This window comes from Xanthomonas sp. AC360 (assembly GCF_979258225.1).
In genome coordinates, this window is the sequence record NZ_OZ409846.1 from 1454641 (window position 1) to 1478802 (window position 24162).

19 protein-coding genes and 1 pseudogene are annotated in these 24162 nt (G+C 62.9%); 7 read left to right on the forward strand and 13 right to left on the reverse strand.

The features are described 5' to 3' along the window. Positions 1 to 9 precede the first annotated feature (9 nt). From ACZZ0O_RS06180 to ACZZ0O_RS06225, 10 genes are all read right to left on the reverse strand, one after another. Positions 10 to 1644 (reverse strand): TldD/PmbA family protein, encoded by a 1635-nt coding sequence (locus ACZZ0O_RS06180; RefSeq protein ID WP_161962972.1) that lies wholly within the window; start codon positions 1642 to 1644, stop codon positions 10 to 12. Positions 1645 to 2833: 1189 nt separating this feature from the next. Further along, a complete protein-coding gene (locus ACZZ0O_RS06185; RefSeq protein ID WP_463590278.1) occupies positions 2834 to 4462 on the reverse strand; it encodes a TldD/PmbA family protein in 1629 nt (542 codons plus the stop codon). A gap of 179 nt (positions 4463 to 4641) precedes the next feature. Further along, positions 4642 to 5031 (reverse strand): hypothetical protein, encoded by a 390-nt coding sequence (locus ACZZ0O_RS06190; RefSeq protein ID WP_463590279.1) that lies wholly within the window; start codon positions 5029 to 5031, stop codon positions 4642 to 4644. Positions 5032 to 6263: 1232 nt separating this feature from the next. Further along, positions 6264 to 6737, reverse strand: a complete 474-nt coding sequence (locus ACZZ0O_RS06195) for a hypothetical protein (RefSeq protein ID WP_463590280.1) — start codon at positions 6735 to 6737, stop codon at positions 6264 to 6266. Positions 6738 to 7281: 544 nt separating this feature from the next. Continuing rightward, the gene (locus ACZZ0O_RS06200) at positions 7282 to 8895 is read right to left on the reverse strand and encodes a hypothetical protein (RefSeq protein ID WP_463590281.1); all 1614 of its coding nucleotides are present in this window, start codon (positions 8893 to 8895) and stop codon (positions 7282 to 7284) included. Positions 8896 to 8897: 2 nt separating this feature from the next. After that, positions 8898 to 9794: an RDD family protein gene (locus ACZZ0O_RS06205; protein WP_463590282.1), complete on the reverse strand. Its 897-nt coding sequence runs from the start codon at positions 9792 to 9794 to the stop codon at positions 8898 to 8900. Positions 9795 to 9942: 148 nt separating this feature from the next. Next, on the reverse strand, positions 9943 to 10347 hold the full coding sequence (locus tag ACZZ0O_RS06210; protein WP_463590283.1) for a hypothetical protein: 405 nt from the start codon (positions 10345 to 10347) through the stop codon (positions 9943 to 9945). Positions 10348 to 10493: 146 nt separating this feature from the next. Continuing rightward, positions 10494 to 10961, reverse strand: coding sequence for a DUF4410 domain-containing protein (locus ACZZ0O_RS06215; protein ID WP_463590284.1), 468 nt, complete (start codon positions 10959 to 10961; stop codon positions 10494 to 10496). A 626-nt stretch (positions 10962 to 11587) separates the two neighbouring features. Beyond that, the gene (locus tag ACZZ0O_RS06220) at positions 11588 to 12598 is read right to left on the reverse strand and encodes a class 1 fructose-bisphosphatase (protein ID WP_463590285.1); all 1011 of its coding nucleotides are present in this window, start codon (positions 12596 to 12598) and stop codon (positions 11588 to 11590) included. Positions 12599 to 13078: 480 nt separating this feature from the next. Next, positions 13079 to 14281 carry an amino acid aminotransferase gene (locus ACZZ0O_RS06225; protein ID WP_463590286.1) on the reverse strand — a complete coding sequence of 401 codons (1203 nt, stop codon included), beginning with the start codon at positions 14279 to 14281 and terminating at the stop codon, positions 13079 to 13081. Between the two features lie 156 nt (positions 14282 to 14437). Between ACZZ0O_RS06225 and ACZZ0O_RS06230 the strand changes: the two genes are divergently transcribed. The 4 genes and pseudogenes from ACZZ0O_RS06230 (at position 14438) to adh (ending at position 19369) form a co-directional block, all read left to right on the forward strand. Beyond that, positions 14438 to 16558: a TonB-dependent receptor family protein gene (locus ACZZ0O_RS06230; RefSeq protein ID WP_463590287.1), complete on the forward strand. Its 2121-nt coding sequence runs from the start codon at positions 14438 to 14440 to the stop codon at positions 16556 to 16558. A gap of 150 nt (positions 16559 to 16708) precedes the next feature. After that, positions 16709 to 17005, forward strand: a pseudogene (locus tag ACZZ0O_RS06235) (hypothetical protein). Then, positions 16941 to 17585, forward strand: coding sequence for a hypothetical protein (locus ACZZ0O_RS06240; RefSeq protein ID WP_463590288.1), 645 nt, complete (start codon positions 16941 to 16943; stop codon positions 17583 to 17585). The pseudogene ACZZ0O_RS06235 and the gene ACZZ0O_RS06240 overlap by 65 nt, the downstream one beginning before the upstream one ends. A 254-nt stretch (positions 17586 to 17839) precedes the next feature. Further along, complete coding sequence (adh, locus tag ACZZ0O_RS06245) at positions 17840 to 19369, forward strand: aldehyde dehydrogenase (protein WP_463590289.1); 1530 nt, start codon at positions 17840 to 17842, stop codon at positions 19367 to 19369. Between the two features lie 268 nt (positions 19370 to 19637). On the opposite strand, the gene ACZZ0O_RS06250 is transcribed toward adh, so the two are convergent. After that, a complete protein-coding gene (locus ACZZ0O_RS06250; protein WP_463590290.1) occupies positions 19638 to 20966 on the reverse strand; it encodes an XVIPCD domain-containing protein in 1329 nt (442 codons plus the stop codon). Between the two features lie 71 nt (positions 20967 to 21037). Next, positions 21038 to 21598 carry a hypothetical protein gene (locus tag ACZZ0O_RS06255; RefSeq protein ID WP_463590291.1) on the reverse strand — a complete coding sequence of 187 codons (561 nt, stop codon included), beginning with the start codon at positions 21596 to 21598 and terminating at the stop codon, positions 21038 to 21040. Positions 21599 to 22051: 453 nt separating this feature from the next. Between ACZZ0O_RS06255 and ACZZ0O_RS06260 the strand changes: the two genes are divergently transcribed. Beyond that, positions 22052 to 22447, forward strand: coding sequence for a DUF779 domain-containing protein (locus tag ACZZ0O_RS06260; RefSeq protein ID WP_115515095.1), 396 nt, complete (start codon positions 22052 to 22054; stop codon positions 22445 to 22447). Between the two features lie 33 nt (positions 22448 to 22480). On the opposite strand, the gene ACZZ0O_RS06265 is transcribed toward ACZZ0O_RS06260, so the two are convergent. Further along, positions 22481 to 22654, reverse strand: a complete 174-nt coding sequence (locus tag ACZZ0O_RS06265; RefSeq protein WP_162847477.1) for a hypothetical protein — start codon at positions 22652 to 22654, stop codon at positions 22481 to 22483. A 152-nt stretch (positions 22655 to 22806) separates the two neighbouring features. Between ACZZ0O_RS06265 and ACZZ0O_RS06270 the strand changes: the two genes are divergently transcribed. Then, complete coding sequence (locus ACZZ0O_RS06270; RefSeq protein ID WP_115552477.1) at positions 22807 to 23205, forward strand: hypothetical protein; 399 nt, start codon at positions 22807 to 22809, stop codon at positions 23203 to 23205. Next, positions 23205 to 24161, forward strand: coding sequence for a non-homologous end joining protein Ku (ku, locus tag ACZZ0O_RS06275; protein WP_463590292.1), 957 nt, complete (start codon positions 23205 to 23207; stop codon positions 24159 to 24161). The genes ACZZ0O_RS06270 and ku overlap by 1 nt, the downstream gene beginning before the upstream one ends. The last annotated feature ends 1 nt before the right edge of the window (position 24162 follow it).

Genomic DNA, 24162 nt, shown 5'->3' on the forward strand with positions numbered 1-24162 from the left:
TTTCTCCTGTCAGCCGAGCGAGCGGGCGGTGCTGATGACGTTGATGCCATCGAAGCGTGCGGTGGACGAACCATGCGAGACCGCCGAGGACTGGCTGGGCTGGCCCTTGCCATCGAAGAACGAACCGCCCAGGCGGTAGTCGCGCTGATCGGCCACCGCGCTGCAGGCATTCCAGAATTCTGGCGTGCGGATCTGGTAGGCCACGTCTTCGAGCATGCGGGTGATCGCCCCATTCTTGATTTCGTAAAACAACTGGCCACCGAACTGCGCGTTGTAGCGCTGTTGGTCGATGGAGAACGAGCCGTCGCCGATGATGTAGATGCCGTTTTCCACGTTCTTGATCAAGTCGCTCACGCTCAGCGGCGTCTTGCCGGCGGCCAGCGAAACATTGGCCATGCGCTGGAACTGCACGCTCGACCACGAGTCTGCATAGCAGCAGCCATCGGAGGCGGTCTTGCCGAGGATATGCGCCTGGTCGCGGATCGCCTGGTAGTCCACCAGCTTGCCGTCGCGGATCAGGTCCCACTGTTTGGTCTTGACGCCTTCATCGTCGTAACCCACCGCGCCCAGGCTGCCGGGCTGGGTCTTGTCGGCGAGGATATGCACCTTGTCGCTGCCGTACTGGAAACCGGCCTTGAGCTTGTCCAGCGTGGCGAAACTGGTGCCGGCGTAGTTGGCCTCGTAGCCGAGCACGCGGTCCAGCTCCAGCGGGTGGCCCACCGATTCGTGGATGGTGAGCCAGGTGTGCGAGGGGTCCAGCACCAGGTCGTACTTGCCCGGCTTCACCGACGGCGCCTTGAGTTTTTCCTGTGCCTGCTTGGCGGCGGCGATGGCATCTTCCTTCATGTCGTAGGACAGGCCGTAGTTCACCACGCCATTGGGCGAGACGAACTTGCCCGACGCTGCGCCATCCAGATATTCGTAGCCCAGGCCCATCGGCGCAGACAGCCCCTCGCGGGTGCGGAACTTGCCGCTGGCCTTGTCGATGGCGGTCACGGTCAGTGGCGCCCAGATGCGATGCACATCCTGGTCGATGTAGGAGCCATCGGTGCTGGCAAAATACTTTTGTTCGTTGACCACGAACAGCATCGAGTTGACGAAGCTGGCGCCGGCCGCGGTGGCGGCGGCATTCACACCCAGCAGCAGATCCACCTTGTCCTTGATCGGCACTTCCATCGCGTTCTTGGTGATCGGCGTCTTCCAGCTGACCTCGCCGACACCGGGCGTGGGCGCCAGCTGCACCGGCGTGCCCTGCACCTTGGCATTGGCCTTGGCGATGGCAGCGGCCTGTGCGGCGGCCTTGGCCACGCCCTGCTCGGTCAGATCGTTGGTGGCAGCAAAGCCCCACGCACCGCCCACGATCACGCGGATGCCGGCACCGATGGATTCGGTGTTGACCACGTTCTGCACCTTGTCTTCGCGGGTGATCACGAACTGGCGCAGATAGCGGCCGATGCGCACATCGCAATAACTCGCGCCGGCCTGCCGCGCGGCGGTGAGCCCGGCATCGGCCAGGCGCTTCTTGCGGCCCACATCGAAGGGCGTCAACAACTGTTCGGCGGCAATCGCCTTGCCGAAGTAGGCCGGCACGATCAACCCGCCCATGGTCAGCCCGGTCAGGGCCAGGAAATCACGTCGCTGCACGGCAACTCCCCAATAGTCCCGCGCGGCGCGCAGGTGGTGTGGTGACGCGCACAGCTCTGCACGCGGTATCTCCGATTCTTGCCGGGCGAAGAATGCGGCGTCAAATGACTTTCGGCAGGGGGGTGTGGGTAAGCGATGTCCCACATGACGTCAGTGACGCGGCGGATCTGTCTTGAAACGTGGCGAACACGACTGGCTGCACATGCGTGCTACATCATCGCCGCGACACGCGGTTGATCGATGCCGCACGCGTTTGTCCTGTTGACGATCGCGCCTTGCGTGAAGATCGCAGGGTTGTGCGCAGTAGTTGTCTTACATGTTCCAAACAGCTTGAACACGCAGTGCGTATTCCAGTCGCGCAGTGATAGGGCTGCGGCTTTGGCTGCAGGGCCCTTGCCCGCCTACCATCACGGGACACGCTGCAAGTACGTCCATGTAAGCTCTTTGGCGGCATCCATGCCGCCAAAGGTCCCGCGACGGTAGGCGGGCAAGGACCAGTGAAGAGGGGCGGTGTGTTGGGTTTTCAATAAAGCGGCCAGCACACTGTCTGGTGCGGTGTCCTTACCGCTTGCGGGACGCTTTGGCGGCACGGATGCCGCTAAGGAGCGTCCAAAGATGGATTCACCGCGTGTCCCGCAAGCGGTGAGGGCACCGCATCCCCGACGCACCAGGCATTTGACTGCATTCGAGAGGCGGTATGTCTCGACGTCTCTGTGCTTCTGAGCCTAGTGACCACCGTGAATGTCTCAGTCGCGCATTGATACGGCTGCGGTTTCGCTGCAGGGTCCTTGCCCGCCCACCATCGCGGGACACGCTGCAAGTACGTCCATGTAAGCTCTTTGGCGGCATCCATGCCGCCAAAGGTCCCGCGACGGTAGGCGGGCAAGGACCAGTGAAGAGGGTCGGTGTGTTGGGTTTTCAATAAAGCGGCCAGCACACTGTCTGGTGCGGTGTCCTTACCGCTTGCGGGACCCTGTGGCGGCATGGATGCCGCCACGGAGCGTCCATGGACGGATTCACAGCGTGTCCCGCGAGCGGTGAGGGCGCCGCGCCCTCGACGAACTGTGTCGGTTTGGGTGCCCAACGGAACCATCGAGCGATGGAGGTACGCCGTGTCTCGTAAGATCTTAGGGCGGCACACCAAGGCCAACAAAGAACCGTCCCGTCAGCCGCTTTCAGTCCAACACGTTCAGCCCAACGAACGCGCGGTATTGATCACGTTGATGCCATCGAAGCGCGCGGTGGCCGAGCCATGCGACACCGCCGACACCTGGCTCGGTTGCCCCTTGCCATCGAAGAACGAGCCGCCCAACCGGAAGTCGCGCGCGTCGCAGACCGCGCTGCAGGCGTTCCAGAATTCCGGCGTGCGGATCTGGTAAGCGCCGTCTTCCACCAGCCGCGTGACCTGGCCGTTTTCGATCTCATAGAACAGCTGTCCACCGAACTGCGCGTTGTAGCGCTGCTGATCGATCGAGTACGAACCGCGTCCATGGATGTATAGCCCGCGCTCGACGTTCTTGATCATGTCCGCCACCGCCAGCGGCGTCTTGCCCGTTGCCAGCGACACATTGGGCATGCGCTGGAACTGCACGTTGGACCACGAATCGGCGTAGCTGCAGCCGTCGGAGGCGGTCTTGCCGAGCAGATGCGCCTGATCGCGCGTGCATTGGTAATCGACCAGGATGCCGTCCTTCACCAAGTCCCATTGCTTGGTCTTGACGCCCTCATCGTCGTAGCCCACCGCACCCAGGCTACCCGGCTGCGTCTTGTCGGCGACAAAGGTCACCGCGTCGCTACCCCAGCGGAACTTCGCATCGCGCTTGTCCAGCGTGGCGAAACTGGTACCGGCGTAATTGGCCTCGTAGCCCAGCACACGATCGAGCTCGAGCGGATGGCCCACCGACTCGTGGATGGTGAGAAACAGATTGCTCGGGTCGATCACCAGATCGTACTTGCCGGCCTTCACCGAGGGCGCAGTGAGCTTCGCGCGCGCCTGCTTTGCAGCGGCAATGGCGTCTTCGCGCGCATCGTAGCTGCTTCCATAACCGACCAGCCCGCCAGGCAGTGCATGCTTCTCGCGCGCATCGCCATCCAGATACTCATACCCCATGCCCATCGGCGAGGACAGCCCATCGCGGGTGCGGAATTTCCCACTGGCCTTGTCCACCGCGGTCACGGTGAAGGGCAGCCACAGCCGGTGCACATCCTGGTCGATATAGGAGCCATCGCTGCTAGCGAAATACTTCTGCTCGTTGATCGCAAACATGCGCGAGGCCACGAAGGTGGCGCCGGCGTTGAGCGCGGCCGCGTTGACGTCCATCAGCAGCGCGACTTTGTCTTGCAGCGGCACTTCCATCGCGTTTTTCTTGATCGGTGTCTTCCAACTGACCTGCCCGGCCGGCGTCACCGGCGCCAGCTGCACCGGCGTGCCGCCCAGCCGCGCATTGGCCTTGGCAATCGCCACCGCCTGCCGCGTGGCGGTGGCCACGCTATCGCTGGTCAGCGTATTGGTTGCCGCAAAGCCCCATGCACCCTCGGCCAGCACGCGCACGCCTACGCCACTGGATTCGGCATTGACCACGTTCTCCACCTGCGCCTCGCGGGTGATCACGAACTGGCGCAGATACCGGCCCACGCGCACATCGCAATAGCTGGCACCGGCCGCCTTGGCCGTGGTCAGCGCGGTATCGGATAAGCGGCGGTTGCGTGCCGCATCCACCGGGCTGAGCAATTGTTCGGCAGCGATCAGCCGCGTATGTGGCAGCAGCAACCCGGCTGCACCGATGCCGGACAAGGTGAGGAAGGTACGACGGTCCACAGCGGTTCTCCGTTGAAGGCGAGCGGCACGACTCCCCGCCGCGCCAGCCCCCGAGACTGGCTGGTGCGGGCGATGGCGGTCAAGGGGGCAGCGCAGGCATCGCGCCTGGCAGCTTCACCTGCAGCGCCGTCATGTCCGTCGCGTATACCCTGGGTTCCAGGCAATGCGCCATGGCGGGCTCAGCGTGCAGGTAGAGCCCGCAATCGTCGGTCCAACAGATAGCCCAGCAGGCCGCCGATAGCGATGGGCAGCAGCGCATAGATCGGGATGAAGATCAGCGCCAGCGCCGATTGCGCGTCGGCACGCAGATCCAGCGTGGCGTGCGTCCAGGCCAACGCACCGAAGCCAAGCAGGCACGGCATGAGCAGCGCGACCGCCCGCCGGTACGCAAAACTGATCGCCAGCAGCGCCCCCCAGGCGATTGCGTTGAATCCGCCCAACAACAGCCACCCGCCCCAGCCGGTGTCGGTGTATTGCCGCAACCAGTCCATGCCATACGGCAGTCGCACCGCGTACGGAAGTACCAGGCCAACAACAACCAGCAGGCAACGGGCAGTGCGCATACGCATCGGTACAGCTCGGTTAGCGCGGCGGGAGTGCGAGCGCGCCAATATTTGTGGATGGATGCGCGTGCGTCAACGTCCTCTGGCATGCAACGAACGGCAGTCCTTTCGCGTTGCAGAGCGCACTGCATTTCGTTAAGACGCACGCCATGTCGTTGCGCGGGCGGTACCCGGCGCTGCAGTAAAGTCCTGCGTACCGTGCACGTGCTATTGGCGCGGACAACGACATCGTCTTCGCGCGCTGCAGCTGCGCGTCCTAGCGCAGTTTCCTGGTGTACTGATACAACCAGCTGGCTATTGCAGCCCAAAGGGCGATGGCGGCGAAAAACAACTTCGCAATCCTCTCCGAATAGGTAATCTCAGGCAGATAGCCAAGCAGATACAGGCAAAAACCGACGATCGCTGCACTGCCCGCCCCGACCAGTGCGGCAGTGCGCCGACGTGCGTGCTTCAGCCAAGGAGCAAGTGCAGTGCGGGCGCTGCTAGAACCAAAAATGCAGGCAAGCCCAGGATGAACGAAAGGAGAGTAAAGATGGAAAGAAACAGGTCTCCGCCATGTCCGCTGTAAACTGCCAACACAATGAACAAGATGATGCCGCTGAAAACGACGCGGTAAGGCAGGCTTAAATCGATATGACAAGAATCTTGAAGCTCGCTTTCGCCATCCCTGCCAGGACCAGCAAGAGCGCCCTGCGATCAAACGCCCACGTCATGCCGGCTGAGTCGCAGCGAAGGTCGCATTCGAGATCAATATGCCAGTTCTCCAACGCATATGCGGTCGCTGTCATCAAGCCTGTACTGAACATTCTGCTTGGGGCACAGTATGTCACTCGCACGTGCGATATGGATGTCCAACAGCGCAGATCCACCTTGTGCATACGTATACACAAAGTACTTGGGTTACTCGCCCGTCTCAAATGGTAGTTCCTCCCAGGAACCATCGTAGGGCACGATGCAATCACTATGGGCGCTTGTATAAGCAGCCAAAGCCTCTGCGAGGGTGCCCACATCGGCAAGCACCGGGATAGGCGAGTCCACAACTACTGTCTCGCCCTGTCTGTGCACGAGTCTCATTTCGCTGGACGGGCCGATGATCTCGATCAAGTCTAACGATCTCCAAGCTGTTTGAGCCTTTATGAGCTCATTTCCGGGTTTTCTGTAACGAATGCTGTCAAGGCGATATGTCTATCGATGATGCAGGCAGCTTGTCCACGGACGGCAATTTGTCGCCAGCGCCATTACGTTACTCCAGCCGCCAATTGCTTTGTACGTTGATAGATGCAGCTTGCGACACCTGCCCACAACGTTGGGGGGATAACAAAGATGAACATGCTCGCTGCTGTGTCAGAGGGATCTGAAAGATAATTCAGCCCCGCCAGGGCTGCTGCGGTAAATCCAGCAAGCGCCGCGCCGATAACTCCAGCATTGCGTGGACGTGCATTCTTCAACTTCGGGAAGAAGTGCAGCATTGGTATGCCCAATGCAAAAAATGCGGGCGAGCCAAACATGAAAGAGACGATGCAGTAGTAGATAAGAAAGGTGCCATAATCGGAATTTCCTAAGAAAATTAAATAAATTACAACAATAATAAAGCCACTAAGCATTGTGGCTGCAATACATGAAAAAATAAAACGCCCTAGAAAAGATAGAGCGACTCCTGCCAATGATAGGAGGGTAGGCGCGCACGTCAAAAGCCGAGAATTTCTATTCATAGAGATATCTGATTTGTGTTGGCCGAGCTTAACGAGCAAGCTCTCACAAGAGGGCCCCGCCACGACAAAGCTACTGGTTCAGTGTCGATAACGCTTTCATAGCCTTCGAGCTGGGTGTGATGTGCACCTTGAGTGATGGCGTTATTTGCAATGCATTTAGAGGGCCATAATACCTCCGTTATTTCGAAGGGCTTACAGTTGCCGCACTTGGTTTAAGCCTGTTAGTCATCTGAGTAGTGCGGCTCAAAGGCGCGTTGCGGTCTCTTCTCGTCTCGGATGCTGTTTTGGCTGGATCAATCGATATCTCCGGCAGGTGCGCGACCATGCGCATCTGCCGCTGATATTCGAGGGTTTATAGGTGGTCGTTCTCAAAATTTTCATGCTCAGCTGCGCATCCGCCATGTCTCCGCGTTCCTGACACGCTACAGCCTGAAGGCGAGACTCAGCGGTAATCAGCGCTGTATCAACTTGCGGCAGAGGGGGTAGGCAGACCCCGCCTCCCTGCGTATCGCCGGCCACGTAATCGCGACCGCTTACCTGGGACTCAATCGAAATGGATGACCCGTAACGCGCGCAATGACTGCGCTGCCTGCGCAGGCGGCAATGCGAGTGCCTCGCGATACAGTTGTGCCGAGACTTTGCATCGCTGCGGTTCAGACCATGCGGCCCAGTCGATCGGTTGCTGCGCTGACTCGAGCGCGTTCCAGAACGTAGTGTTGTAGCGCAAGCGCGCTGCGCGTTCTTCTACGTCGGACACCGCGTGTTGCGGCGCCTGCGTGGCGGTGCTGGCGATCAGGTCGGCAAGTAGGCCACGTATGCGTGCGCGCGTTTCCTCGCTCTGTGGGCGTTCGCCGTTATCCAGCAACGTGTTGCACTTGGCCTTGTCCTGGGTACTCACCGCGTCGTCCCAGAGGGCGGCGATCCCTTGACCCCAGCGGATCATGTCGGCATCGGATGAGTACCCGAAGGCAAACGTGGTCATTGCGTCGTACAGCCTGACTAGCCAGGCAACTGCGATGTCTTTGTCTTTGGCGAGCAGCGCCTGACGAATCGACGGTGCGCGCTGCACTACCTGATCGGGCTGCTTCGCCGCATAGGCTAGATAGGCGCGCCAGGATGCGTCGCTTGCGCCCATCTGGTGCAAGGCGCCTGCCATGGCAATGGCAGCAGGGGTTGCCCGCCGGCCCTGCGCATCCACGATACGCACGCTTACGCCGCTATCGATCAACTCGGTGGCATCGACCCAGGCCATCGACGTGGGCGGCGTATTGCTGCGTTTGGACAACAATGCAGGCCCGAATCCGGCGCGTAGCAAAATGGCACGCGACTGTGCGTCCGCTTCCGCCAACGCAGATTCGCGCCATTCCCTGGGCACTCGGCCAGGCATCTTGGTTTGATGCAGCCCGATGGATCCACGCAAACCCAGCTCGCGCTCTGGCGATGCGGCCCACAGCAAGGTGCAGGCGCTGGCGCAATAGTCGTCGACCCGCACTACCAGCTCGCGGGCGCGGATGATCTTGGCGACTTCAAGCGCATCGTCAACCAGCCCGCCACCACTACGGATATCGATCTGTTGCAGATGCGGCGCGCGCGCCAGGGCGGCTTTGAAGTCGTCGATGAAATTTGCCGCGATGGTCCCTTCGATGCGCAGCACCCGTTTATCGGCGCTGAGCACCATGCGCGCGTCTGCAGCCTGGTGACGGGCACGATCGTTGGTCACCAACTGATACAGCAATGCCGCGATCAATGGCAGCGCCAATACCAACAACCACACCGACGTCCATGCGCGCGAGGCGCCATATCCCGGGTCGCGCCTGACTGCGATGCCCAGCACGGCTGCAGTGGACAGCAACGAGACCGCGAACAGGCTCAGGTGCCAACCCAGCGGCACCGGCAACTGCCCGGGGATGTGCAGGCCCCACAGCGGCAATGCGACGCCAAGGCCCAGGCAGCCCAACAATGCAGCGATCCCAAAGGCGGGTAGCCATGGCGGACGGCGTGGGCTCCAACGACGTCCGATTGAGACCCAACGTGTCTCCCCCGGGCACCACGACATGGTGTCGGCCCGGTAACGACCACTCCCGAACTCGGCGTGCACCTGGTCCATCTCCCACACACCGAGATAGCCCCGTCTGTCGCGCAGATGCAGTGGTCCCATGCTCATTGTATCCAGCGCATCAGCGCCACCAATGCCACCGAAGCGATGCCAGCCACCACATACAGGGTGACTTGCCAGCGACCTGTCGGCCGGTGGGTCACCATCCAGCCGCTCTTCATGTCCCAGGAGGTCTTACCTGCATTGATCAGTTTCACCAACGCGAACAGCTGCGTGATCGTGCTGATCAACGGCACGCCCATGGCCATGCCGAACACGAATACCCGGCCCTCGCGGCGCAGTGCATCTGCAAAGCCCAGCGCATAACCATCCGCACGAAGAACGCGAATACCGAACAACCATTTGCCGGGCGTGCTGCCGCACAACCCGATCCAGATGGCAAGCACCGGCATCAGCAACAAGGTGGTCAGGATGCCCGAGAGCAATGGCTTGGTCGACACCGGCACCACAAGTGCCGAATACAGCGGTGGGCTGACCGTGCCGACCACAATGCCGATGGAGAACCACAGCAGCAGGCCAAGTGCGAGGATGTCGAAAGCGCGCGCAAAGTAACGGCGCCATGGATGCGCACGGATGTCTTGCCAGCCATCGGCATAGACGTGCAGCAGCGGTGCGTCGGCCGGTAGCGCAAGCTGCGGTCGGCCGATGGTCGCAAGGAAATCGTTGGCATCGAAGTTGCGAGCCGCCTGGATAACGCCATCGGCCTGCCAAGTGTGCACAGGCGTTGCGACCAACGTGACATCAGGGATGGATGGCGGAGTGAGCTGCGACAGCGAGCAGCATGCATACGGCTTCCAACCCTCCATGCCCGCCGTCCACATCAGCGTGTCCGAGCGAATACGTCCTTCGGCAAACCACGCCTGTGCCTGCGTCCGGGTCGCCCCGATCGAGGCTCCATTCTCCTGGGCATACCAGTACTGCTCCATGTGCAAGGTGCCCATCGCGCTGACTCTATTGATGCATGCGGTAACGGCGCGGTGGCGCCCAACTTGAGGCGCTTGGTACCCATCCCTGCGATGGGGATCCAGATCGCATTGGGCACCCAGGCCTGCTCTGCCGGCGATGCTCCGTGCTTATTGGCATCCTTGATCAGGGATTGGCCTTGCGCAATGCCCCCATCGGGGTAAACAGGTAGCCGGCTGCGCGAATCTGGGTCAGTGCCTGTACTGCCAGAACCGCAAAACACAGATACTTAAAATAGGGAACAACCGCACACAGCACCATCGCGCCGGTGACGAACGAGGACCATCCCAGCGCGGTCGCCGTGAGGTAGCCGCCGTACGCGCCGCAGCCGACCGCAAGCACGCTCAGTGCCAGGCAGACGATGGTGGTGACGGTCCCCATGCCAACTGTGGCGACCATCGCCACTGCAATGCCAAAGCTCAATCCGCTGGCCAGACATGCCAGCACGATCCAGCGCAAACCACTGACCGCATCCCTTGCATTGGCCTGCTGTTTGTGGGATTTGTTGAAAGACAGGTTGCTGACGTCCATGCATCTTCTCCATCAAGAACGCGGATGCTGCAGCAGGCGGTCGCCGGCACACAGCACGATTTAAAAATGACCGGGATGCTGCATAAAGCGAATGGCGCTAGCGCAGCCGCCAACGCGCATCAAGATGGCGCTGGCGTCTGCACGTCTTAGCGCATCTGCGTCAAGCGTTCGACGATTTCTTCGGTGTGGGTTTCGATCAAGCCTTCCGAGGTGCCCCAAGCCGAGGTGTTAGTCGATTCCACATCGAATGCGGCCACCGTCTTGCCTGCGTCCTTGACCTCTATCGATGTCTTGACCTTGTCGCGCCCAGCCATGATGCCGGCCCAGAACCGTGCGCCGTTGCTGCGCATGTAGTAGTGGGTGACGCTGATGTCCAGTTCACGCGCTCCCGCCGCACCTTGCGACCCTTGAAGCTTGGCGGCATTGAGCTTGGCGTCGAGCTGACGTCGAAACACCGCCAGACTCGCCGCATCGGTATCCTCATTGCCCGTGATTTCGTACCAATACGTTGTGGCTGCATCAGCCTTGTAGCTCTGACGCACCACACTATTGGTGGAGCAGGCGCATAGAAACGCAGCGCTCGTCATCGCGAGCACCCAACCAATCTTCTTCATACATGTCCCCGGTGCAATCCATTCGAACCAGCCACTTGCCGACTGGTGAGCAAGCGTAACAAAGCAACCCGCCGTCGCATGTCGGGGAAATTCTGACGGTCGATACCTATAGCTATGCTCGGTTCCTCGACGAGGACGATGCGTGCCAGCAATGGGGGTCACGTCAATGCAAGTGTCGCTATCCGGCGCTGCGGGCGTGTATCGCAGTCTGGTGCATCGTCGATAATCTCGCCGCGGCTGGAACGATAATACGTGCAACACGGTTACGCCGCCGATGCCAGTTCTCTGGCGCGCTGACAGACGCAGCTTGCGATTCCTGCCCAAAGCGCTGGGCAAGCGACAACTACCGCGATGGTGTTTCAGGAAGACAGGGGCACTGATGAGTTATGCATCAAGCGCAGCATCAACATGCTGCGATTGCCGCTCCCGCAATTCCCGCACTCTAGATACGTCAAGTATTAACCTGGCTGGTAAGTGTGTGTACCAGCTATGCGGTAATCTGAACTGCTGCAAAGCACTTCTTCTTTCATGAGTCGTGGGGCACCGGGTGCATAAAAAAGACACCCGCAGTACGCGGGTGTCCTAGGTCAAATACGGTTGCTAGTCGCTAGATCAGACCGCCAGCGTTACGCCTTATCCGCATCCAGGTGATATCGCGTGGCCTGCGCCACTTCATTCTTCGAGCCCAAGAACACCGGCACGCGCTGGTGCAGTTGTGTGGGCTGGATGTCGAGGATGCGTTCGCGCCCGGTGGTGGCCGCGCCGCCGGCTTGTTCTACCAGCATGCTCATCGGGTTGGCTTCGTACATCAGGCGCAGCTTGCCGGGCTTGGCGGCGTCCTTCTTGTCCCAGGGGTAGATGAAGATGCCGCCGCGGGTAAGGATGCGGTGCACGTCGGCGACCATGCTGGCGATCCAGCGCATGTTGAAGTCCTTGCCACGGGTGCCGTCCTTGCCGGCCAGTAGGTCGCCCACATAGCCCTGCATCGCCGGTTCCCAGTGGCGCTGGTTGGACATGTTGATGGCGTATTCGGCGGTGTCTTCGGGTACGCGCATATTGGCCTGGGTCAGCAGGAAGCTGCCTTCTTCGCGCTCCAGGGTGAAGGCGTGGGTGCCGTGGCCCAGCGTAAGTACCAGCATGGTGCTGGGGCCGTAGATGCAGTAGCCGGCGGCAACCTGCTGGGTGCCCGGCTGCAGGAAGTGTTCGTCGCCGGGCTTTTCGGTGCCCTTGGGCGCGCGCAGTACCGAGAAGATGGTGCCGACCGAGACGTTGACGTCGATGTTGGAGCTGCCATCGAGCGGGTCGAACAGCAGCAGGAAATCGCCGCTGGGGTATTGGTCGGGCACCGGCTGGCTGTGGTCCATTTCTTCGGAGGCGCATGCGGCCAGGTGGCCGCCCCAGGCATTGGCTTCGAGCAGGATGTCGTTGCTCAGCACGTCGAGCTTCTTCTGCGCCTCGCCCTGCACGTTGCCGGTGCCGGCATCGCCAAGCACGCCGCCCAGCGCACCCTTGCTCACGGCGATGGAAATACGCTTGCAGGCGCGCGAGACGATGGTGATCAGCTGGCGCAATTCCGCATCGATACGGCCGGCGTGTTGTTCTTCGATCAGGAAGCGGGTCAGCGAGGGACGCGACATGGGGGCGGGCAGCCTGTGTAGGAAGTGGGCCGCCATTGTCGCCATTGCGCCGTTAGATTTCGATCACTTGCTGCGCGTTTCGGAGCGCGGTTGATCGAACATGTGCGAATGGGGGGCTGCGATGGTTGCGCTGCGCTTGCCCCATCCGCCCTTCGGGCACCTTCCCCCGCGGGCGGGGGAAGGGAGCAGGCAGTGCGCGTCGCCCGTCGATAGGGTGGCTGCTCCCGTGCATGCGGGGCTGGCGGGCGCAGCGCCTGTCGTCGCTCGCGGCTTGTGCCTCTGGCAAGCGACGGCGTCGGGCCTGGAACGTGTCGCCGCCCTGTCACGTGCATTGTCCGCGGTGAGCTGTGGAGCGCGTCGTGTGGCCGCAGGCCTGCCAAAGGCTCTGCTGCGCGGGCATAAAAAAACCGGGAGGCTTGCGCGCTCCCGGTACTTGCGTTGCGTAGATCGACCGATGCGGTCAACAGCATCGGTGGCCACTTACATCCGGCTGACGGTCGCCACGGCCTGGGCCACGTAGTCCAGATTGCGCTGGCTCAGTGCGGCCACGCAGATGCGGCCGGTGCCCACGGCGTAGATGGCGAACTCGTCGCGCAGGCGGTCTACTTGCGACCTGGTCAGGCCCGAGTACGAGAACATGCCGGCCTGGCGCTGGATGAACTCAAATTCCGGTGAGCCCAGCGTGGCCAGCCGCTCGACCAGACCGGCGCGCAGGGCGTGGATGCGCTCGCGCATTTCGGTGAGCTCTTGCTCCCACACATCGCGCAGTTCCGGGCTGGTCAGCACGCCGGCCACCAGCGCGGCGCCGTGCGTGGACGGGCTGGAATAGATGGTGCGGATGATGCGCTTGACCTGCGACTGCACAGCCTTGGCTTCGGCCGCGGTGGCCGAGACCACCGACAACGCGCCCACGCGCTCGCCATACAGCGAGAACGACTTGGAATACGAGCTGGCCACCACGTAGCTGTCGATGCCTTCGGCAGCGAGCAGGCGCACCGCGTAGGCATCGGCCTCGATGCCCTTGTCGAAGCCCTGGTAGGCGATGTCCACGAACGGGAACAGGTTGCGTTCCTTCAACAGGCCGGCAACCTGCTTCCACTGGTCCTTGGTCAGGTCCGCGCCAGTGGGGTTGTGGCAGCAGGCGTGCAGCAGCACCACCGTGCCCGGTTCGAGTTTTGCCAGATCGGTGAGCATGCCGTCGAAGTTCAGGCCGTGGGTCGCTGCGTCGAAGTAGGTGTAATCCACGACCTCGAAGCCGGCCGCGCCGAACACCGCGCGGTGGTTTTCCCAGCTCGGGTTGCTGATGGCGATGGTGGAGGTGGGCAGCAACTTCTTGAGCAGGTCTGCGCCCACGCGCAGCGCACCGCTGCCGCCGACGGTCTGCGAGGTCGCCACGCGCCCGGAGGCCACCAGTGCCGATTCGGCACCGAACAGCAGCTCCTGGGTGGCCTTGTCGTAGGCAGCCAGACCGTCGATGGGCAGATAGCCGCGCGGTTTGGCTTCCTGCGCGAGCTGCTGCTCGATCTTGTGCACGGCGCGCAGCAGCGGGATGCGGCCGTTTTCGTCGTAATAGATACCCACGCCCAGGTTGACCTTATTGGGGCGGCTATCGGCGTTGTAGGCCTCGGTCAGGCCCAGGATGGGGTCGCCTGGAACCTGTTCTACGTTTGCAAAGAAGGACACGGCATGACTCACTGAAGGACGAAAGAGTGGGGTACTTCCGGATCGTTGGCCGCTGCTGGGCCAAACCACTTCATCGTAGCAGGGCGTGGCGGGCGTAGCATGCTTCGTTCCGTACGCAACAATGCGGCCACAGGACGGATGAGGGACACTACGCGCATGCCCAGACTCACCTTGTTGGCCGCCGCGTGCGGCGTGTTCGTTGCGAGCGCCGTTGCGCCCGCCCTGGCCGCCGAGCCCACACCCCAGCTGCTGCCAGCCGTGCAGGTGGATGCCGCGCGCGTGCACGGGGTGGACGACTTCGACCTGCCGGCCTCGTTCACCGTGGTGTCGGCCGACGACGACAACCGCCGCGGCGCGCAGGTGTCCGAGCTGCTGGACGGCATCCCCGGGCTGGTGGCGCGCGACCGCCAGAATTACGCGCAGGACACCCAGCTGTCGATCCGCGGCTTCGGTGCGCGTTCCACCTTTGGCGTACGCGGTGTGCGCCTGCTGGTGGACGGCATCCCGGCGAGCATGCCCGATGGACAAGGCCAGTTGTCGCACTTCAACGTGCTGGGCGCCGAGCGGGTGGAAGTGCTGCGCGGGCCGTTTTCGGCGCTGTACGGCAACTCTTCCGGCGGCGTACTGCAACTGTGGAGCGCCGATGGCAAGCCGGATGATCCATGGCGGCTGCGTGCCACCTACGGCAGCAATGCCACCGTCAATGTGGGCGCGCAGTTGCTCGGGCAGCAGGGCGCGGTGCATTACAACCTGGCCGCCAATCACTTTGAAACCGACGGCTTCCGCGACCATAGCCGCGCCAAGCGCGACTCGGTCAACGCCAAGCTCGGTTTCGATCTGGCGCCCGGCAGCCGGCTGGATCTGGTGCTCAATTATCTCGACGCGCCCGATGCACAGGACCCGCTGGGTCTGACCCGCGCGCAATTCAACGCCGACCCGCGCCAGGCCACATCGGTGGCCACGCAGTTCAATACCCGCAAATCGGTGCGCCAATCGCAGGCAGGGGCGATCTTCACCCAGCAATTCGACAGCCAGACGCTGCGGCTGATGGCCTATGGCGGCCAACGCAGCGTGGAGCAGTTTCTGGCGGTGCCGGTGGCGGTGCAGCGCAACCCGCTGCACGCCGGCGGCGTGATCGATCTGGACAGCAATTACGAAGGTGCCGACGGGCGCTGGGCGTGGCAGGGGCAGGCGCTGGGCCGGCCGCTGCAGCTCACCGTGGGCGCGAACGTCGATCGCCAACGGCAGTACCGCACCGGCTACGAAAACTTCGTCGGCGCCACGTTGGGCGTGCAGGGCGCGCTGCGCCGCAATCAGCGCGACCAGGTCGAAAACGTGGACCAGTTTGCGCAGGCCTGGTGGCAGTGGAGCGACCGCTGGTCTGCATTGCTGGGCGTGCGGCATAGCCAGGTGCGTTTCAAGTCGGACGACCACTACATCGTGGGCCGCAATCCCGACGATAGCGGGCGGCGCGATTATTCGGCGACCACGCCGGTGGGCGGCATCGTGTTCCGCGCCACCGACGATCTGCGTTTTTACGCCTCGGCCGGACGCGGCTTCGAAACGCCTACTTTCAACGAGCTGGGCTATCGCAACGATGGCGCCGCCGGTCTGGCGCTGGATCTGGGCTCGGCCACGAGCCGCAATTACGAAGTCGGTAGCAAGTGGCGCGCGCAGAGCGGCGCGGCGCTGCAGGTGGCGTTGTTCCGCGCCGACACCGACGACGAGTTGGCGGTGGCCAGCAACACCAACGGCCGCAGCACTTTCCGCAACATCGGCGCCACCCGCCGCCAGGGCGCGGAGCTGAGTTGGCAGCAACCGCTGGGCGCCACCCAGCAAGTGCAGCTGGCTTACACGTTTGTCGACGCCACCGTGCGCGATGGCTATCTCACCTGCGCCAGCAGCGGCTGCGCCACGCCCACCGCACCGGTGGCCAGCGGCTCGCGCCTGCCCGGCGTGCCGCGCCAGCAATTGTTCGCGCGCTGGCAGTGGCAACCGGCGCAGTGGCAGTTCGCCGCCGAAACGGTGGCCTCCGACGCCACCGTGGCCAACGACCTGGCCACCGAACGCGCGCCCGGCTATGCGTTGGTCAATCTGGAGGCCTCGCGCCGCTGGACCACTGCGCAGGGTGCGCTGCGTACATTTGCACGCATCGACAACGCGCTGGACCGGCAGTACGTGGGCTCGGTGATCGTCAACGACGGCAACGGGCGCTATTACGAGCCGGGTCCGGATCGCACGTATACGGTGGGGCTGCAGTGGGATTTTGGTGGCTGACTAGGCCGCAGGCGGTGCGCGTCCAACAACGCGCCCGCTGCCCCGTAGGAGCGCACCCGGGCGCGACGAAGCCGTCCCGATGACACGCCTCGCTACGTGGCCGCCACAGCGGTGCGCAGAGGCATCTCCAGTAAAACGCCAGGCCACACCATGCGCGTCATCGATCACGCCCCCGCAGACTGGTTTCTCCTGCGCGAGGACAGCCGCTACTGGCTGGACATCAACTGCACGATGTCGGCCACCGGCTTCTCGATCCTGCTGTCGTTGAACGCAACAGAGCTCGCCGATGTGTTGGTAGACGCGCACGCCGCCTGCGCGCAACTGGCGGCGTAGGTACAAGCCAGACCACACGCCTATGCCGTGCGCGATAGCAGCGCCCTGCATGGCAACCGCGTGCTTGCGGCAGTGCAGGCATGGCGCGCCGCAGGCTCCACGACGGCGGCTTGAAGTCGCGTCGCGCCATGCGAAGAAGGCTGTCGTCACTCAACACGTGCGTGATAGTTTGGATCACTCATTCACTGCAAGGAGCGCAACGATGACAGCCTGGAAGCAAGCGTTGGTTTTTTCGACGACGGTGGCGTGTCTGCTGGCCTGCAATGTGGCCAGGGCAGACCATATGGACATGCGCATCGTGCACGACTACCCCGCCGGTGCCCCGGCCATCGCACAGATCCATGCCTGGCTGCTGCAACAACCCAGGCCGAGCGGTCAAACCAGGCAGATGCCGCCGCAGGCCGCTGCCGATTTGGGCACTGTTCGCGTCAGTACCGTCCTTTTCGATAGGCCCATGGGCACACGCATCGATGCAGCCACCGCGGCACTGCCCCTGCCGTCGCAAGGCCGCCCGCGCGATGAAGTCACCATCGATGCGTGCAACGCCGGTCAGCGTTATCGCTGGGTCTATGTATGGCAGCAGACGCCGGCCGCTGCATGGCAGTTGCGCTCCTACCATCAAAAAAGCGTCGCCGACTGCAAGGCACCGCTGGACGAGCCGATGCCGTCAGGGACACACACAACCACGCGTTGACCTTGGCGACAGTGCCCGCACGCCGATATCAACGTCACGCTGCCATCGGTATTGCCGCCACACGCGCTCTTTACTGCTTGTTGATCGTTGCCTTACGCCTATAGGCGATGATGCGCTGCAATGCATTTGAGCGGGAAAACCAGTCTTTCTGCGTAGCAAGAAATGACGCAGCGCAACAGCGCCTGACATGACATTGCGCTAGCACTTGCAGGGGTATACACGTTCGCATCGGACCACGCTGCCAGGAGACCATGATGAACGCGCTTGCCTCAACCAAACCGCTCAATACCGACCCGCAGTCCATCTTCAAATCGCGCTACGACAACTTCATCGGCGGTGCGTGGGTTGCGCCGCACAGCGGCCAATACTTCGACAACACTACGCCGATCAGTGGCAAGGTGTTTACCTCGATTGCGCGCTCCACCGGGCCGGATATCGAGGCGGCGCTGGATGCTGCGCACGCGGCAAAAGAGGCCTGGGGCAAGACCTCCACCACCGATCGCTCCAATGTGCTGCTCAAGATCGCCGACCGCATCGAGCAGAATCTGGAATTGCTGGCCTATGCCGAAACCTGGGACAACGGCAAACCGGTGCGCGAAACGCTCAATGCCGACGTGCCGCTGTGCGTGGATCACTTCCGTTATTTTGCCGGCGCGATCCGGGCGCAGGAAGGCGGCATTTCCGAGATCGACAGTGACACCATCGCCTACCATTTCCACGAGCCGCTCGGCGTGGTGGGGCAGATCATTCCGTGGAATTTCCCGTTGCTGATGGCGTGCTGGAAACTGGCGCCCGCCCTGGCCGCCGGTAACTGCGTGGTGATGAAGCCGGCCGAACAGACACCGGCGTCGATCCTGGTGTTGATGGAGGTCATCGGCGATCTGCTACCGCCCGGCGTGCTCAACGTGGTCAATGGCTTTGGGTTGGAGGCTGGCAAGCCGCTGGCCAGCAACCCGCGCATCGCCAAGATCGCCTTCACCGGTGAAACCACCACCGGCCGGCTGATCATGCAATACGCCAGCCAGAACCTGATTCCGGTGACGCTGGAGCTGGGCGGTAAATCGCCCAACATCTTCTTTGCCGATGTGATGGCCGAAGACGATGATTTTCTCGACAAGGCGGTGGAAGGTTTTGTGCTGTTCGCCTTCAATCAGGGCGAGGTATGCACTTGCCCCTCGCGCGCGCTGATCCAGGAATCGATCTACGACAAGTTCATGGAAAAAGCGCTCAAGCGCGTGGCCGCAATCAAGCAGGGCAATCCGCTCGATCCCAACACCATGGTTGGCGCGCAGGCATCGAGCGAGCAGCTGGAAAAGATCTTGTCGTACATCGACATCGGCAGACAGGAAGGTGCCGAAGTGTTGATCGGTGGCGAGCGCAACACGCTCGATGGCGAGCTGGCCGATGGCTTCTACGTCAAGCCCACGGTGTTCAAGGGCCACAACAAGATGCGTGTGTTCCAGGAAGAAATCTTCGGGCCGGTGGTGTCGGTCACCACCTTCAAGGACGAAGCCGAGGCGCTGGCGATTGCCAACGACACGCTCTACGGCCTGGGCGCTGGCGTGTGGAGTCGCGATGCGTCGCGGTTGTACCGCATGGGCCGCGCGATCCAGGCCGGGCGGGTGTGGACCAACTGCTATCACGCCTATCCGGCGCATGCTGCGTTCGGCGGTTACAAGCAATCAGGCATCGGCCGCGAGAATCACAAGATGATGCTCGACCATTACCAGCAGACCAAGAACCTGCTGGTGAGCTATTCGCCGAAAGCGCTGGGGTTCTTCTGAGCCGATGGCGTGCCGCCTGTTCGGGCGGCACGCCATCAACAGCGCAGGCACGGCGCCTCCGCATCGAGGGTGTCAGCGTGCCCCGTAGACGACGGCATGGCCGTTGCGCGCTGCTCGCTCGTATCACCCGAACGCCGCTTCTGCACGCAGTCCGTTGTCACGTTGCAATTGCTGGTCGCGTGTCCCGATCGATCAATCGCGCATGCAGCAACTCCTCGCAGGCAGCAGACCCTGCCGCCTGCAGGATGTTGCGATAACCGACGGCTGGCTACATCGCCATCGCGCGGTTGGTTTCGCGCGCCGGCTCTTGTTCGATGCCGGTCGGCAGATCCTGCCGCAGTTTCTGCGTGGATTGCTCAAGCGTCTGTTGCACCGCCTGGTCGCGATCGACGTAGGCACGGCGGTGTGCCGGGTCGTCCAGCCTGCCTTCCACCGCAAACAGACCGTTGCCCGCCTTGTTGGGCGTGACGTGGTCGATGCGGGTCAGCCCGCTGATGCTGGCGTCGTGGGTGAGGGTGCCGGCGGCTTGCTCCAGCTCCTTGCGGTCCTTGAACCCGCCCGCAGGGCCGAGCTTTTCCAGCGCGCCCACTGCCTGTTGGTACATCGCATGCTGCGGATGCGCCTGATCGGACAACAGCGGTTGGCGCGCTGACGCGTCACGTTGCTCCGCGGCGGCGGCATGCTCGGGCTGGCGCGGCTGGGCGTCGGCCAGCGCCTTGAAGGTATCCTGGCCGGCGATGCCGTCATCGCTCAGTTGGTGATCGCGCTGGAATGCCTGCACAGCCTGCAGGGTGCGATCGCCAAACTTGCCGTCGGTGCCCAATGGCTGGCCCTGGGCATCGGTGTATCCCAGCGCATTGAGGCGTTGCTGCAGCGCTGTGACGTCCGGTCCATGTTCGTTCTTGCGCAGCACGCCATCGGCAATTGGAGCGGCGCTCACCGCTGCGGCCCCGCCCGGCGCAGCGACTGTGCGGCCATTGCCTGAAATGTCCGTCACCTGGGCCGTACCGGTGAGGTTGGGCTGGGCGTGTTGCGGACGCTGATCGGTGGTGATCTTGCCGCTGCTGATGTCGCGCACATAGCGCTCGGCCTGTGGAAGGTAGCTGGTGTTGATGTCCACATGCACGTGCTTGCCGAACGCACTGGGATTGCCGTTGTTGAAGCCGCCCTGGATGCCCACCGACTGCCCGTATTCGATGCGCGCGCCGGTTTCCAGCTGGGTATTGCGCAGCTCCAGATGCCGATACTGCGCGATCATTTCGCGGCTCGGGTCGGAGGCGGGCTTGTCGTAGATCTGCACGATCCCGTCGCTGGCATCCACGCGGCCGATATAGCCGCTGGCAATGGCCGGCACCGGCACCGCACTGGCCCCACCGGCCTGCAGCACGAAATCCTTCGACACGTAATGGTCGCCATCGCGCGAGACGGTTGCCGCGCCGTTGTAGTTGCCGAGCAGTTCTTCGCGCTCGCCATTGACGGTGCCGTACACGCGCCCGCGCTCGTTACCGCGCGTGGGGTGATGGCGCTCGATGTCTTCGTAGTCGTGGATGTGCTGGACGCCGCGTCCGACCGATTCGACGATGGTGTACCTGGGCATGTGCAATTTCCTTATTGATAGCGAGACAACCAAGAGTGACGGAGTCTGCCCGCAGGCGGGCTAGCCGCCGATCAGCGCAGATGCTGGGTCAACTGCCAGCATTGCTGCGTGTAGTCGAACACATAGGCTTCCGGTGTCCCGACGGTCTTGATCACTTCTTCGTCGGGGGAGAACTCGGCCCTGATGAACTCTGCGCGCATGCGCTCGCCGTCGGGCTTGAGCTCCAGCTTCACCCGCGCCAGTTGCTCGGGCTGCTTGTCGGGTTCGTCGTAGGACCAGCGCGAATCGATCAGGACCAGCCGGAACGGCTCGCCGGGGCGGTCCACCGGCTTGCACGGGTCGCGCAGGTCGCGTTCTTCGACGTGTGGGGCACTGTAGGCCGCACGTAACGCCGGATCGGCGACGATCGCTTCCAGAAACGCAGAGAAGCCGTCTTCGGTTTTCTCGCAGGCTCCCTGGGGCAGCGCGGGGCGCTGTGCTGCCGGGGTGGCCGGAGGTACCGGTTCCGGGGCGGCGGTTGTCGTGGCCGTGGAGGTCGGCGCAGCGGGATCGGCGGCGGTAGTGGACTCGGGCGCCTGACAGCCTTGCAGTAGCAGGGCAAGCAGGGCGGCGGTGAGCAGGCGTTGCTTCATGGTGTGGTTCCTTCCGTATGAGCGTTAAAGCGCACAGTGACCAGCACCACGTGACGCGCAGGCGTCGGGCGGATGCGGATGGCGCACAGAGGCGGAGTGTACGAGTGGCATGTGAGGGCGGCGACTATCGGCCGCGTCCGCGCGGCCGGTGCCTCTTGCGCGTACCGCCATGTCTGCGCTCCATGCGGCTGTGGGGAGCGGGCTCACGCGCAGGCTGCGTGGTTGTCCGGTGCTCGGATGATGGTTGATCGCGGATACGGCCGAATCTGACTTGCCTCCTGCCGCTTGACCTCAAGCGGTACACGTCCCCTGCAGAACACCTGGGTGGCTACGACCGTGGCGACCGACACACCCGACACCCACATCGACTGTCGTATGCATGCGCGCCGGCATGACCGCGAGGGGCGTATCGTGCGCGATATGGCAGCCTGACGCGGCCATTGGAGGCGGATGATGCACGGCACGATCACCCAGACAGACCTGCCATTGCAGGTCATGGCCACGCTGCCAGCATTACAGCTGATCGACACACTGCGCGCGCGGCACGGCGATCTGCTGTTCCATCAATCCGGCGGGTGTTGCGATGGCTCGTCGCCGATGTGCTTTGCGGTGGGCGACTTCATCGTTGGTGATCGCGACGTGCTTTTAGGCGAGATCGGCGGCGCATCGTTCTACATCAGCGCGCCGCAATTCGAGTACTGGAAGCACACCCAGCTGATCATCGATGTGGTGCCGGGCCGTGGTGGCATGTTCTCGCTGGAGAATGGCGAGGGCGTGCGATTTTTGGTGCGCTCGCGGCTCTTCAGCGATGACGAATTCCGCCGTCTGCAGGCGGCGGGGCGGGCCTAGCACCGCCAGACTCGCCTCGCGACCGCGCCGCTGTCAGTGCTCGGCTGCCGGTGTGCTGCCCGGCGTCTTGGCAGGGGTGTCGTCATCGGCCGGGATCAAGCGGCCTGGTGCATCGCCTGCACCGCGATCCTCATACTGCTCGGCATCGCGCTTGCCGTGCTGTTCGCCCGGTTGGGTGGGTTGGTCGCGTAAGGGGTCGCGGGACATGGCGCCGCTCCTGGTGTCTGGATGGGCTGCCAGTTCAGCGCGTGTGCGGTGAAGGGCACGCAAATCGCACGATGTAAGCGGATTTCTCACGTCTGGATCACGGCAGCGGCGCTACTGATGTGGGCCCTCAACGCTGCACCGTGGAGCAGACCATGCGCCCCCAGGACCGCCGTCCCGACCGTCGCCTGTTCAGTGCGCAGGTGGAGCCTGCAGCGGCCAAGCGGACCCATCGCAAGCGACCGCCAGTCGATGCAGTCGGTGTAGCGCAGGACTTCCAGTGCTACAGCCTGGCCGATTATCAGCGCCGCCGCCGCCGGGGCGGGCCCACCTGGCGCGATCTGTCGCCGGCCTATGCGTTCGCCCGCCTGACCCACGCTGCAGACTGGCCGCGCGGCAATGACACGCTCTGCGAGCAGGCGCTGGCGGCGCAGTGGGACAGCATGCGCGGCAACTCGCGCCTGGACTGGCCGCATGCGCGCACCATCGTCGAAGACGCGTGGCTGGCGCTGGACCATATTCCCGAGGCAGCCATCCACGGAGCGGCGCACTGATGGCACGACCGATCTGGACCGGAACCCTGTCATTTGGCCTGCTAAATGTGCCGGTGTCGCTGATGTCCGGCGAACGCAAGGTGGACCTGCACTTCCGCATGCTCGACTCGCGCGACAAGAAGCCGATCCGCTTCGAGCGCGTCAACGCCGATACTGGCGATGAAGTGCCGTGGAAGGAGATCGTCAAGGCATTCGAGTACGACAAGGGCAGCTACGTCATCGTCGAAGAGCAGGACATCCGCTCGGCGTCGCCGGAAAGCCACGAGACGGTGGAGGTGGAAACCTTTGTCGATGCAGCGGACATCGACCCGCGCTATTTCGAAAAGCCCTACATCCTGGTGCCAGGCAAGAAGGCTGAAAAAGGCTATGTGCTGCTGCGCGAAACGCTGCGCGACACCGGCAAGGTGGGTATTGCCAAGGTGGTGATCCGCACCCGCGAATACCTGGCCGCGGTGATGCCGCAGGGTGATGCGTTGATCCTGTTGCTGCTGCGCTATCAACAGGAAGTGGTGGACCCGCAGGACTTCAAATTGCCGGCCGGTGCGGTGGGCGAGTACCGCATCACGCCCAAGGAACAGGAGATGGCCAGGCAGTTGATCGAGTCGATGTCCGGCAGCTGGCAGCCGGAGGACTATCACGACGAATTCCGCGGCAAGCTCGAGAAGATCCTGCGCAAGCGCATCCAGGAAAAGGGTGGCACCACGCAGGTGGAGGTGGTGCCCACCCAGCATGAAGACGCCACCACCAACGTGGTGGATTTCATGTCCTTGCTGCAGAAAAGCCTGCAGGCCAATACGCGCACACCGGCGAAGAAGACCGGCACAGTTGGCGCGAACGCAGCGTCGGCCAAGAAGGCCGCAACCAAGAAGATCGCAAAGAAAACCACCAAGAAGACGGCGAGCAAGGCAACCAAGAAAACCGCTGCAAAAGCCGCACCGCGGCGCAAGGCCGGCTAGC